At 45.9% G+C, this 13,430-nt stretch carries 12 protein-coding genes; 9 read left to right on the top strand and 3 right to left on the bottom strand.

Annotated features, from left to right (window positions below):
* Window positions 1-36: 36 nt before the first annotated feature.
* Both F0265_RS08605 and rne read right to left on the bottom strand, forming a co-directional pair.
* Window positions 37-1,596: a SulP family inorganic anion transporter gene (locus F0265_RS08605; protein ID WP_019277913.1), complete on the bottom strand. Its 1,560-nt coding sequence runs from the start codon at window positions 1,594-1,596 to the stop codon at window positions 37-39.
* A gap of 299 nt (window positions 1,597-1,895) precedes the next feature.
* On the bottom strand, window positions 1,896-4,826 hold the full coding sequence (rne, locus tag F0265_RS08600) for a ribonuclease E (RefSeq protein ID WP_171748561.1): 2,931 nt from the start codon (window positions 4,824-4,826) through the stop codon (window positions 1,896-1,898).
* A gap of 569 nt (window positions 4,827-5,395) precedes the next feature.
* Between rne and rluC the strand changes: the two genes are divergently transcribed.
* Window positions 5,396-6,340 (top strand): 23S rRNA pseudouridine(955/2504/2580) synthase RluC, encoded by a 945-nt coding sequence (gene rluC, locus F0265_RS08595; protein WP_171748560.1) that lies wholly within the window; start codon window positions 5,396-5,398, stop codon window positions 6,338-6,340.
* Window positions 6,341-6,415: 75 nt separating this feature from the next.
* On the opposite strand, the gene F0265_RS08590 is transcribed toward rluC, so the two are convergent.
* Entirely contained in the window at window positions 6,416-6,997 is a 582-nt protein-coding gene (locus tag F0265_RS08590) for a nucleoside triphosphate pyrophosphatase (RefSeq protein ID WP_171748559.1), read from the bottom strand.
* Between the two features lie 148 nt (window positions 6,998-7,145).
* On the opposite strand from F0265_RS08590, the gene yceD reads away from it, so the two are divergent.
* The 8 genes from yceD (at window position 7,146) to fabF (ending at window position 13,427) form a co-directional block, all read left to right on the top strand.
* A complete protein-coding gene (yceD, locus tag F0265_RS08585; protein ID WP_006959290.1) occupies window positions 7,146-7,670 on the top strand; it encodes a 23S rRNA accumulation protein YceD in 525 nt (174 codons plus the stop codon).
* Between the two features lie 31 nt (window positions 7,671-7,701).
* Window positions 7,702-7,872: a 50S ribosomal protein L32 gene (rpmF, locus tag F0265_RS08580; protein ID WP_006959289.1), complete on the top strand. Its 171-nt coding sequence runs from the start codon at window positions 7,702-7,704 to the stop codon at window positions 7,870-7,872.
* Window positions 7,873-7,881: 9 nt separating this feature from the next.
* The gene (plsX, locus tag F0265_RS08575) at window positions 7,882-8,907 is read left to right on the top strand and encodes a phosphate acyltransferase PlsX (RefSeq protein WP_171748558.1); all 1,026 of its coding nucleotides are present in this window, start codon (window positions 7,882-7,884) and stop codon (window positions 8,905-8,907) included.
* Window positions 8,908-8,912: 5 nt separating this feature from the next.
* Window positions 8,913-9,863 carry a beta-ketoacyl-ACP synthase III gene (locus tag F0265_RS08570; protein WP_038512782.1) on the top strand — a complete coding sequence of 317 codons (951 nt, stop codon included), beginning with the start codon at window positions 8,913-8,915 and terminating at the stop codon, window positions 9,861-9,863.
* A gap of 77 nt (window positions 9,864-9,940) precedes the next feature.
* Window positions 9,941-10,864: an ACP S-malonyltransferase gene (gene fabD, locus F0265_RS08565; protein ID WP_171748557.1), complete on the top strand. Its 924-nt coding sequence runs from the start codon at window positions 9,941-9,943 to the stop codon at window positions 10,862-10,864.
* Between the two features lie 23 nt (window positions 10,865-10,887).
* Window positions 10,888-11,622 carry a 3-oxoacyl-ACP reductase FabG gene (gene fabG / locus F0265_RS08560; protein WP_171748770.1) on the top strand — a complete coding sequence of 245 codons (735 nt, stop codon included), beginning with the start codon at window positions 10,888-10,890 and terminating at the stop codon, window positions 11,620-11,622.
* A 235-nt stretch (window positions 11,623-11,857) separates the two neighbouring features.
* The gene (acpP, locus tag F0265_RS08555) at window positions 11,858-12,091 is read left to right on the top strand and encodes an acyl carrier protein (RefSeq protein WP_004406112.1); all 234 of its coding nucleotides are present in this window, start codon (window positions 11,858-11,860) and stop codon (window positions 12,089-12,091) included.
* A 91-nt stretch (window positions 12,092-12,182) separates the two neighbouring features.
* A complete protein-coding gene (gene fabF / locus F0265_RS08550) occupies window positions 12,183-13,427 on the top strand; it encodes a beta-ketoacyl-ACP synthase II (RefSeq protein WP_171748556.1) in 1,245 nt (414 codons plus the stop codon).
* Window positions 13,428-13,430 lie beyond the last annotated feature (3 nt).

Below are 13,430 nucleotides of genomic sequence, written 5' to 3'. Positions count from 1 at the left end.
AAAGGGCTTCCAAATGGAAGCCCTTTTTTCGTCCGCTTAACCCGCTAGTACGTCGGTTGCGACTTTGTAGCTTGGGTCTTCTTTGACGTTAATCTCTACCAAGCTGCCTGCTTTGTCGAGAAGCTTACGACAATCTGGGCTTAAGTGGCGTAGGTGAAGCGTCTTACCCTGCGCAGAGTAGCGTTCCGCCAGTGTTTCAATTGCTTCTATAGCCGAGTGGTCGGTTACACGAGAATCAGCGAAATCGACGATAACGTCGCTTGGATCTTCATGTGCATCGAAAATCTCAAGGAAGTTCGCGACTGAACCGAAGAATACCGGGCCGTGAATTTTGTACTCTTTAGAACCTTCTGCATTGATACTTGTATCGGCATAGATGTGTTTAGCGTGTTGCCAAGCAAACATCAGAGCGGAGGCAATAACACCAACGAAGACGGCAATAGCAAGGTCGGTCATTACCGTTACGACCGTTACTAGTACGATTACAAAGAAGTCTTGTTTTGGTACACGACGAGCCAGTTTGAATGTTGCCCACTCGAAAGTGCCGATAACCACCATGAACATCACACCAACTAGTGCGGCTAGTGGGATCATCTCGATAAGTGAAGAAGCGAACAGGATAAATATCAGCAGTGCAGAAGCAGCAACGATGCCCGACAAACGACCACGGCCACCTGAGTTAACGTTGATCATCGACTGACCAATCATCGCACAGCCACCCATAGCGCCAAACACTGAACATGTCATGTTTGCCATGCCCTGACCGATACATTCACGGTTTGACTGACCGCGAGTGTTTGTCATTTCATCCAGAACAGTCAGTGTTAGCAGAGACTCGATCAGACCAATCGCCGCAAGAATGATAGCGTACGGAAGAATGATTTGTAGTGTTTCCAGTGTTAACGGTACTGCTGGGACAGAGAATGTTGGTAGTGAGCCTGCCAGCGTTGCTGCATCATCACCAGACATTGTACGTAGGAAATCGACAACTGTACGTGTTTCCAGGTCTAAGCCTACTACCAAAGCTGTCACTGTGACGATCGCTACCAAGGATGATGGTACGGCGGTAGTGAATTTTGGTAGGAAGTGAATAATAGCCATGGTTAGCGCTACTAAACCCAGCATCAGCATCATTTGATCTTGAGGTAACCAAGTTAGCATGCCGTTAATGTCTGGTGCTTTGAACTGACCAAGCTGAGCGAGGAAAATTACAATCGCTAGACCGTTAACGAAACCAATCATAACTGGATGCGGCACGATGCGGATGAACTTACCTAACTTAAATAGACCAGCAGCTACCTGAAGGATACCGGCAAGTAATATGGCAGCAAAAAGGTACTGGACACCGTGTGATGCGACTAGCGACACCATCACTACTGCCATTGCACCTGTTGCACCAGAGATCATGCCTGGGCGGCCACCAAAAATGGAAGTAATTAGGCCGACAATAAATGCTGCATACAGGCCAACCATAGGGTCGACACCAGCCACGAAGGCAAAGGCAACGGCTTCAGGAACCAATGCAAGTGCAACGGTCAGGCCTGATAACACGTCATTTTTTACAGAGTGTTTCGAAAATTGAGGGAATTCAAACATGCTTGCTCAGTTATGCTAAATGTTTACGGTTATTCTGAATACCAGAGAACGACAGATTTAAGTATAGGTTCTGGCTTAGTTTTCATGTGAGCAAAATGCGATGTAAAAGAGCACTGAAAACCAAGCGAATGATTCAGATCGAGTCGGCGAATGCTACCTAAAAGTGTGATTAAGTTCAACAAAGAAGCAGATATTGGCTAATATTTGTGACAAATAGTGAGAACAGTCATGCTCGTTACTAGGCACACATAAAAAAACAGCCCCGTTATGGGGCTGTTTTTATTCTTCATCAAACCGGATTAAAAGCTTTGAGGCTTTGCCATTGCAGCGCTGGCTTTATTGCTAGCAACCTGGCTGCCCGCACCTTTAGATAGGTAGCGCTCTTCTCGGAAAGGTGCAGCAATCACAGTAATTTCTTTCATTTCTGTGGTTCCTGGTGCTTTCGCCATCGGAGCAGAGGCGTGGCCTTTAAATGCTGTCGGTACGATAATCTCAGAGCTTGTATTAACAGGGGCAGGTGCTGCTTCCGCTTCTACAATAGCAGCCGTGTCTGCAACTGCTTCTGGAGCGACTTGTGGCTCAACTGCTTGAGGTGCAGGTGTCTCCACAGGTTTGGCTTCAATCGTAGCAGCTTGCTCAACAACTTTCGGCTCTTCAATCACTGGCTCTGGGCGACGTACGATAACTTTGCCCATTGCCATTTCAGGGCAAGCGAACCCACCAAGTGCTTGAGTAACCACTTCTGGTGTCGCAGCCTGTTCAGCTTTTGCTTTGTGCTTCGGTTCTGGCTTAGAGATACCGTAGCTTGGCATGACTTTACCCATTGCCATTTCTGGCGAAGCAACACCACCTTTGCGTAAGCGGAACGGGTTAGGGCGACGATCGCGACCACGACGACGACGTTGACCGCTTGCACGTAGATGACGTGGAGAACGACGGTTACGACGTTGTTTAGGCTGCTCTGCATCTTCTGCTGCAACTTCTTCAGCCGATTGCTCGATAGCTTCTGCGACTGCTTCAGCTTTAACCTGTTTTACTTCTTCAACCGCTTCAGCTTTCGCTTTCTGGTCTTTAACTCGAACCTGCTTGTTCAGTTTACGACGCTGACGGCGCTCTTTTACCTTGGTCGTTTTTTCTTCTGCACGGTTCGGTTTATCATCTTTTTGCGCTTCAGCCGCGAGCTTCAAACCTTCCTCAGCAACCTTGCTCGCTTTCGCGTCGTCACGCTGTTTATTACGGCGATCCTGCTTAGGCTTGCGATTTTGTTGCTTACGTTCGTTCGATGCAGCTTTATTTTCATTGGCAGCTTCATCACGTTCGCGTTGAGGTTTATTGCGTTTGTTATCGCGTTTATCTTCACGATTCTCGTTACGATTGTCACGAGAATTGCGACGACGTTGGTCGTTGCGATTACGGCGGTTGCGGTTGTTACGCTGACCGTCTTTCTTCGCTGCTTTTTCTTGTTTCTCTTCAACCTGTTCTTTTTCAGGTTCAGAGCTGAATAGGAAACTACCCAGAGCTTTGAAGAATCGAGATACTAAGCCTGGCTTCTCATCACGAGGTTCTGACTTTTTCTCTGGTGCTTTCTTCACTGGCTGCTTTGGCGCTGGCGCAGATTGAGCCGGTGCTGCAAAACCTTTTAGTGCAGGCTCTTCAAGCTTCTTAGGCTTAACTTCCGGCTCAGCAACCTCACGACCTTCTGCTTCTTTCATCGACTCGAGTTTCTTAGGCAGCAAGTAAGACAGCAAATCAAACTCTTCGCTTTCACGGACTCGAATCACTTCGAAATGCGGCGTTTCCATATCTGAGTTAGGAACTACCGTGATCTTAACTTCCTGAATGCGTTCAATGTGGTTGATCGAACGACGTTTTTCGTTCAGAAGGTAAGACGCAATCGGAACAGGAACAACAGCCAGAACTTGAGCAGTGTTGTCCTTTAATGCTTCTTCTTCGATCAAACGAAGAACAGAAAGAGCAAGAGACTCATTATCACGAACCACACCTGTGCCGCTACATCGAGGGCAGATATGGTGGCTAGCTTCTGCTAGAGATGGGCTCAAGCGTTGGCGAGACATTTCTAGTAGGCCAAAGCGTGAGATACGACCAATCTGAACACGAGCACGGTCGAGGCGAACCGCGTCACGCAGGCGGTTCTCAACTTCACGTTGGTGACGCACTGGCGTCATATCGATGAAGTCGATAACAACCAAGCCGCCTAGGTCACGAAGACGAAGTTGACGTGCAATTTCATCGGCTGCTTCAAGGTTGGTGTTCAGTGCAGTTTCTTCGATATCGCCGCCTTTCGTTGCACGGGCTGAGTTGATATCGATTGACGTCAATGCTTCTGTTGGGTCAATAACGATTGAACCGCCAGATGGTAAACGCACTTCTCGTTGGAACGCCGATTCAATCTGGCTTTCAATTTGGTAGTGACTAAACAGTGGAACTTCGCCGTCGTACTTTTTGACTCGATTGACGAAGTCTGGACGAACTAGTTGGATATGTTCTAGCGCACGCTCATAGATGGTGTTGCTATCGATGAGAATTTCACCAATGTCACGGCGCAAATAGTCGCGAATAGCTCGGACGATAACGTTACTTTCTTGGTGAATAAGCAGTGGCGCAGGGTTGGCATCAGAAGCTTGCTTGATGGCACCCCAGTGATTAAGTAGAACGTTAAGATCCCACTCTAATTCTTCAGCGCTTTTGCCTACACCTGCTGTACGTACGATAAGGCCCATACCTTTAGGTAGGTCCAAGGTGTCCAGTGCAGCTTTCAGTTGAGTACGCTCATCACCTTCGATACGACGGGAAATACCGCCAGCACGAGGGTTGTTTGGCATCAGAACAAGGTAACTACCTGCAAGAGAAATGAATGTCGTTAGTGCAGCACCTTTGCTGCCACGTTCTTCTTTCTCAACTTGAACAATCACTTCCTGACCTTCAGTCAGCACTTCTTTAATGCTTGGACGGCCTTGGTAAGTGTAACCTTCAGGAAAATATTCGCGGGCAATTTCTTTTAGAGGGAGGAATCCGTGTCGTTCGGCACCGTAGTCAACGAAGGCTGCTTCCAGGCTTGGTTCGATGCGAGTGATACGTCCTTTGTAGATATTTGCTTTTTTGGATTCGTGGCCTGGGCTTTCGATATCTAAATCATATAAGCGCTGACCATCAACCAAAGCAACACGCAACTCTTCTTTTTGAGTCGCGTTGATTAACATTCTTTTCATTGATAAATCTCGTTGTCATTCTGTGTTTTCTTGCTGCCTTGATGTTTCTTTCACGGTGCCGGATCCCATGGCTTAAATTTGTGCAGCCTCCCGGCTGGAGGGATGCTCTTTGGGCACGTCAGTCTTACAAACAAGTTCGGCTTGTAAGCCGCAATGATGGCGGATAATACTCAACATGAAAGATTTATGAGTAGGGCAACAAGCTGTACTAATCCCGGAAACGTCTTACGCCGTGTGCTGCATTTTGGTAAATTAGCGGGCTACTCAATATCTTGCTCAAAAACGATTGGGTTTGATTAAAATGCAACCTAATCATTCATTGCAGGTGTGAACTATAGCAGTACCCATTAAACTCAGCAATCTGCTTTATTATAAAACGCTAAAAAACCCATTTTTAATTTTTGTAAGACTATGTATTTAAAGGCTTTGTGCGAGAGTTTTTGAAAATTGTAAATATGTTGGTGAATTTTTATCCGTAGCTGAACAGAAATTCATTCTTAGAGAGAGATTTACCAAATTGTTGCCTAGAAAACGTGAACTTACGCAAGCTAGAATGGTAGAATATCGAAATGAGCGAAATTAGAACAAAAGTCCAGTTTGTCGACATCGACGAAGACATGGCTGGCCAGCGTATCGATAACTTCTTACGCAACCAACTGAAAAGCATCCCTAAAAGCATGGTTTACCGGATCTTGCGCAAGGGAGAAGTACGCGTAAACAAAAAACGAATCAAAGCCGAATATAAATTGAAAGCGGGGGATTTGGTCAGAATTCCTCCCGTAACGATTGAAGAGAAGCAAGACGAAATTGCCCCGAGCACCAAGCTGAATAAAGTTGCTGAACTGGAACATATGATCATCCATGAAGATGAACATATGCTTATCCTCAATAAACCTTCGGGCACGGCAGTTCACGGAGGAAGCGGGCTTAAATTTGGTGCTATTGAAGCTTTACGAGCACTGAGGCCGCAAGCTCGTTTTCTAGAGCTAGTGCATCGTATCGATCGTGATACTTCGGGAATTCTTTTGGTTGCGAAAAAGCGCTCCGCGCTGCGTCATCTTCAAGCTCAGTTTCGTGAGAAAACTGTGCAGAAATACTATTTCGCATTGGTGATGGGGCAGTGGAAGAGTAGTTGCAAGGTCGTAAACGCACCACTATTGAAAAATGAAGTAAATAGTATCGTTCGCGTCAATCCACAGGGTAAGCCTTCAGAGACCCGTTTTAAGATTATTGAAAAGTTTGCTGAGGCTACTTTGATTCAGGCGAGCCCAATAACGGGGCGTACGCATCAAATTCGTGTCCATACTCAGTATACTGGTCATCCAATTGCGTGGGACGACCGTTATGGTGATCGACGTTTTGATGCTTACACAGGAAAAGTTGGGTTAGACCGACTGTTTCTTCATGCCGCTAATATTAAATTTAAACATCCATCCAATGACGAGTGGATGGAAGTGAGTGCGCCAATGGAAGCAAAGTTGGAGAAGGCACTAGCGGGTTTACGTAAGCTGTAAGAGCAGTGAGCTCTATCACTCGAAGACTAGAGTTGTTTGCTTCGACTAAGAAGGCCAACTCTAGTTATTCCGCCTTTACAAGATTGAGAAACCTTGTGTTTCAAGCATATCAATCAAGTCAATTAGTGGTAGCCCAACCAAAGTATTGGGATCTTTCCCATCCAACTTTTCAAATAGTGCGATACCCAGCCCCTCACTTTTAAAACTGCCAGCGCAGTAATATGGCTCTTCTTTCTCTACATAGCGACTGATCTGTTGTTGGGTTAGCTGACGGAAATGAACAGTGAACGTATCCAGTTTGACATCTGTGATGTTCGTTTCGGTATTGTGAAGCGCAAGCCCAGTATAAAACTGGATGGCCTTGCCGCTTTGGCGGCTTAATTGTTGGATAGCGTTTTCTCGATTCAGCGGTTTGCCAATAATTTTTCCATCAATCACACAGACTTGGTCGCTGCCGATGACAAGGCTAGGCTGATTGGTATGGCATGATTCTGCTTTTTTCTTCGCAAGACGTTGCACTAGATCCTCAGGTCGCTCGTCAGAAAAAGGTGTTTCGTCACAGTCAGGTGAGGCGGTTTCAAAAGGGACCGATAGTTTATTGAGCAGTTGTTTTCTAAACGATGAAGTCGATGCTAAAACAAGTTGGTATTGCGGCATTTTCCAGTACAATCTTTCAGGGAGTTAGCGATAGCTTAATAGATATTATGATGGTAATCCTAGCTCTTCTGATAAGAAGGAAAAAAACTGCAACTTTTTATCCTTTTTCTTTGACTCAAAACGAATTGGAAGATAGAATTCGCGCCCTATGCAAAAGGTAAAAATACCGCGAACGGTTGATCCGGCACGCGCTGCTCAGAAGCGACTTGACTATGATGGTATCATTCAGGTTAGTCTTTTTAAGCGTTTGTTCGAATCAGTTGAAGGCGTTAAACGCGACGCTCAAGTGTCATTGTCATTTGAGTTAGATGAACAGCGACTCGTTGTTATCTCTGGTAAAGCTAACATCGAAGTTGATTTAGAGTGTCAACGCTGTAATGAGGTTTTCGCACATGAGTGCGATGTCCAATTCACTTATACACCTTACAAAGGTGAAAAGACTGAAGAGGAAGCACCGGAAGAGTACGATTTGGTAGATCTGAACGAGTACGGTGAAATTGACCTGATACAGTTAGTTGAAGACGAGTTCATTCTAAACTTGCCTCAAATTGCAAAACACGAAGAAGCGGATTGCAGCGTTAAATCAGACAATTTGGTATTTGGTGAAATTCCAGAAGAAATTGTGGAAGAAAAGCCGAATCCATTCGATGTTTTAAAAAACTTGAAGAAGTAATTCTTTAAGAATTAACATAGGAGTAGGGTCAATGGCCGTACAAAAGAGCAAGAAATCACGTTCAAAGCGTGGCATGCGTCGTTCACACGATGCCCTATCTACAGCTGCACTATCTGTAGACGCAACTTCAGGTGAAACTCACCTGCGCCACAACGTAACTGCTGAAGGTTACTACCGTGGTAAAAAGGTTATCAACAAGTAAGGTTGACCGTTGCCTAATATAACCGTTGCACTTGATGCAATGGGCGGGGATTTCGGTCCTCGCGTCACAGTGCCTGCCGCCGTGCAGGCACTGTCGCATTTCCCAGAGCTGAAAGTGATCCTCACAGGTGATCAGACCGCGATCACAACTCAATTATCGTCTCTTGGTTATCAGCCTGATGCTCGCCTGAGTATTCAGCACAGTGACCGAGTGATCTCAAACTCAGAAAAACCTTCTCTCGCACTTCGAAACAGTAATGGAACCTCCATGGGGATGGCGATTGATGCTGTCGCTCAAGGCACTGCAGATGCCTGTGTCAGCGGTGGAAACACCGGTGCACTCATGGCTTTGTCACGTTTTCGATTGAAATTGTTACCAGGAATTGAACGTCCAGCGTTAATCTCTGCCTTACCTACCGCCTCCGGTGGAAGAACTTGGATGCTTGATCTGGGCGCGAATGTGTCCAGTGATGCTGATTCATTGTTCCAATTTGCTGTGATGGGAAGTGCGTTAACTGAACAATACTTAGACCGACCTCCACGTATTGCGATTCTTAATATCGGTGCTGAAGAAATCAAAGGCAACGATCTCGTCAAACGCTGTGCTGAAATGTTATCTCAGACGCAGTCCGTGAATTTTGTCGGCTATATTGAAGGTAATCAGTTACTCCACGATGCCGCGGATGTGGTGGTATGTGACGGCTTTGTTGGTAATGTTTGCCTCAAAGCATGTGAAGGTACAGCCCAGCTATTTATCGATAAGTTGAAATCGAGCATGATGGCCTCATCTATAAAGGGTTGGATTGCAAGAAAATTATTTTCTGGGTTATTTAATGAACTAAAAACATTGAACCCCGACCAGTATAACGGCGCAAGTTTGCTAGGATTGCGCGGCATTGTCATAAAAAGCCACGGAAGTGCTGATGTAGACGCGGTCATCAACGCCATTGGTGAAGCGTTACACGAGGTCAAACGACAAGTACCAAGCCGTATTAGCGATCGTTTGGAAGCGGTTTTACTCGAGAGGCATTATTAGTCTTCATGTATAGCAAAATTTTAGGTACTGGCAGCTACCTGCCATCTCAGGTGCGTTCAAACGCAGACTTGGAGAAAATGGTAGATACAAGTGATGAGTGGATTGTCACTCGCACAGGTATTAAAGAGCGTCGTATCGCAGCCGAGAATGAAACCGTCGCCGACATGGGATATATCGCGGCTCAAAACGCGATTGAAATGGCAGGCATCGATAAGAATGATATTGACCTGATCATCGTAGCGACCACCAGTAGTAGCCACACTTTCCCTTCTTCTGCTTGCCAAGTTCAAGCTAAGCTGGACATTAAAGGTTGCCCCGCATTTGATATTGCTGCTGCATGTTCAGGCTTTGTCTATGCGCTTTCGGTCGCTGACCAACATATTAAAACAGGCATGTGTAAAAATGTGCTGGTGATTGGTTCCGATACTCTGTCTAAAACCTGTGATCCAACCGATCGTTCAACCATTATTCTGTTTGGTGATGGTGCAGGCGCTGTTGTTGTTGGTGCAAGTGAAGAGCCTGGGATTCTTTCAACGCATATCTACTCGGATGGCCGTTTTGGTGAGTTGCTAAGCCTTGAAGTTCCTGAGCGTGGCAAAGATGCTGACAAGTGGCTACACATGGCGGGTAACGAAGTCTTTAAAGTTGCTGTGACGCAGCTATCAAAACTCGTTAAAGATACGCTGGCTGCCAACGATATGCATAAGTCTGAACTAGACTGGCTAGTGCCTCACCAAGCGAACTATCGCATTATTTCTGCCACGGCAAAGAAACTATCTATGTCGCTTGATCAAGTTGTCATCACACTAGACAGGCACGGCAATACGTCTGCCGCTACTGTACCTACGGCACTTGATGAGGCTGTTCGTGACGGACGAATTAAACGCGGTCAGACGCTTCTACTAGAAGCATTTGGTGGCGGCTTTACCTGGGGCTCAGCACTGGTTAAGTTTTAATCCCAACCAAATTTAAAAGATTAAGGTGCCTTTTTAGGCATCTTAATCTTTCTTACTTTGTTTTAAAGGAAAAGAAAATGAGCAATTTTGCTATCGTATTTCCAGGTCAGGGCTCACAAGCAGTCGGTATGCTTGCTGAACTTGGCGAACAGTATGAAGTAGTAAAAAACACTTTTTCGGAAGCATCTGAGGCGTTAGGTTACGACCTATGGGCGTTGGTTCAAAATGGCCCAGCTGAAGATCTCAACCAAACTTTCCGTACTCAGCCAGCACTGCTAGCATCTTCGGTTGCTATCTGGCGTGTTTGGCAAGAGCTTGGTCTAGCGCAGCCAGCAAACCTAGCGGGTCACAGCCTAGGTGAATATTCGGCATTAGTATGTGCTGGTGTGATCGACTTTAAAGAAGCAATCAAGCTGGTTGAGCTACGTGGTCAACTGATGCAAGAAGCCGTACCAGCAGGCACTGGTGCTATGTTTGCGATCATCGGTCTAGATGATGAATCTATTGCTAAAGCGTGTGAAGAAGCGGCTCAAGGTGAAGTGGTATCTCCAGTAAACTACAACTCACCAGGTCAGGTTGTGATTGCAGGTAGTAAAGATGCCGTTGAACGCGCAGGTGCCTTGTGTAAAGAAGCGGGCGCTAAGCGAGCTCTGCCACTGCCTGTTTCAGTACCTTCTCACTGCGCTTTGATGAAGCCAGCAGCCGATAAACTGGCTGTCGCTCTAGAAGAGATTGAATTTAATACTCCTCAATTGCCAGTGATCAACAACGTTGATGTTGTGGCTGAAACTGACCCAGCGAAAATTAAAAATGCACTTGTGCGTCAGCTATACAGCCCAGTCCGCTGGACGGAAAGCGTACAGCTGATGAGCGAGCAAGGTGTAGAAAAGCTACTTGAATTAGGCCCAGGTAAAGTTCTTACGGGTCTGACAAAACGTATCGTGAAGACACTAAGTGGCGCTGCAGTAAACGATGCTGCATCTCTAGAAGCCGCTAAGTAAACTTTTAAGGAATAACAATCATGATGAACCTAGAAGGCAAGATTGCACTGGTCACTGGCGCAAGCCGTGGTATTGGTCGTGCTATCGCTGAAATTCTTGTTGAACGTGGTGCGACGGTTATCGGCACTGCGACTTCAGAAAATGGTGCCGCTGCAATCAGTGAATACCTTGGTGAAAATGGTAAAGGTCTGGCACTAAACGTGACAGATATCGAATCAATTGAAGCAACTCTGAAAAACATTAACGATGAGTTTGGTGCAATCGACATTCTGGTAAACAATGCAGGTATTACGCGTGATAACTTACTTATGCGTATGAAAGATGATGAGTGGAATGACATTATCAACACTAACCTGACACCAATCTACCGCATGTCTAAAGCTGTACTTCGTGGCATGATGAAGAAGCGTGCAGGCCGTATCATCAACGTTGGTTCTGTTGTTGGTACTATGGGTAATGCAGGTCAAACTAACTACGCAGCAGCAAAAGCAGGTGTGATTGGTTTCACTAAATCTATGGCACGCGAAGTGGCTTCTCGTGGCGTGACTGTTAACACAGTTGCACCAGGATTTATCGAAACTGACATGACTAAGGCGCTAAATGACGAGCAACGTGCAACAACGTTAGCGAACGTTCCTGCTGGCCGTCTAGGTGATCCTCGCGAAATTGCATCAGCAGTAGCGTTCTTAGCTTCTCCAGAAGCTGCTTACATTACTGGTGAAACTCTGCATGTTAATGGTGGCATGTATATGGTTTAATGCCTAAGTTTGAACAAAACGGGCTATTTGCTGTCACAAAAATAGCCTATAGTTTGTGATAACTGGCATTGATATGCGCAACATTTGTGCATGATATAAGTCAAAAATGTATTGAATTTCGGTTAAAATCGCGAAAATTGTGGTTTGACCAGCAAGGACCCCCTTGCAACTTTCAATAGTTCGAATAAACTACGGAATCATCGCATTGAGCGAAATCTGTAAAGGAAAAGAAAAAATGAGCAACATCGAAGAACGCGTAAAGAAAATCATTGTTGAACAGCTAGGTGTGGACGAAGCAGAAGTTAAAAACGAAGCTTCTTTCGTTGACGATCTAGGTGCTGATTCTCTAGACACTGTTGAACTAGTAATGGCTCTAGAAGAAGAATTCGACACTGAGATTCCAGACGAAGAAGCTGAGAAGATCACTACTGTTCAAGCTGCTATCGACTACGTGAACAGCGCTCAGTAATATCTCTCCCAGGCGGCCTTCTGGCCGCCTGTGTTCTTTTTAACCCTTCTATACCTCTCATAGAATCATTTCAATCCCGGAGAATAAAATCGTGTCCAAGCGTCGTGTTGTTGTCACTGGCATGGGTATGTTGTCACCGGTAGGCAACAATGTAGAATCATCCTGGAAGGCCCTGCTAGCTGGTCAAAGTGGTATCGTTGATATCGAGCACTTTGATACTGAAAACTTCTCAACTCGTTTTGCAGGCCTAGTAAAAGATTTCGACTGCACAGAGTACATGTCTAAAAAAGATGCACGTAAGATGGACTTGTTCATCCAGTACGGCATTGCCGCCGGTATTCAAGCCCTAGACGACTCTGGCTTACAAATTAATGAAGAAAACGCAGCACGCGTTGGTGTCGCTATTGGTTCAGGTATTGGTGGCCTAGACCTTATTGAAGCGGGTCATACTGCGCTTGTTGAAAAAGGCCCACGCAAAGTCAGCCCTTTCTTCGTACCATCAACCATCGTAAACATGGTTGCAGGTAACTTATCTATTATGCGTGGTCTTCGTGGTCCAAATATCGCGATTTCGACGGCGTGTACAACGGGTCTACATAACATCGGCCATGCTGCTCGTATGATTGCTTACGGTGATGCAGAAGCTATGGTTGCCGGTGGTGCTGAAAAAGCTTCAACTCCTCTGGGCATGGCTGGCTTTGGTGCAGCTAAAGCGCTGTCAACTCGTAATGACGAGCCTCAAAAAGCGTCTCGCCCATGGGACAAAGATCGTGATGGTTTTGTTCTTGGTGATGGTGCAGGTATCATTGTTCTAGAAGAATATGAACATGCGAAAGCACGTGGCGCTAAGATCTACGCAGAGCTTGTTGGCTTTGGTATGTCGGGAGATGCTTTCCATATGACTTCACCTAGCGAAGATGGCTCAGGTGGTGCGTTGGCGATGGAAGCAGCAATGCGTGATGCAGGTATCACGGGTACACAAGTCGGCTATGTGAATGCGCATGGCACGTCTACTCCGGCTGGTGATGTGGCTGAAGTGAAAGGTATTCGTCGTGCTTTGGGTGAAGAAGGCACTAAGCAAGTGAAAGTGTCTTCAACTAAGTCTATGACGGGTCACCTCCTTGGTGCTGCTGGTTCTGTTGAAGCGATCGTGACTATCATGTCATTGGTTGATCAAATGGTTCCACCTACGATTAACCTAGACAACCGTGAAGAAGGCCTTGAAGATATCGACCTAGTGCCACATACGGCGAAATCTATCGATTCAGAATACGCTATCTGTAACTCGTTTGGTTTTGGTGGTACTAACGGTTCTTTGGTTTTCAAAAAGATCTAAAGA

Origin of the sequence: Vibrio sp. RE88, assembly GCF_013113835.1 — a bacterium.
In the GTDB taxonomy this organism is placed as follows: domain Bacteria; phylum Pseudomonadota; class Gammaproteobacteria; order Enterobacterales; family Vibrionaceae; genus Vibrio.
Note: the sequence above shows the minus strand (reverse complement) of the source record. Positions and strands in the feature narration are given on the sequence as shown.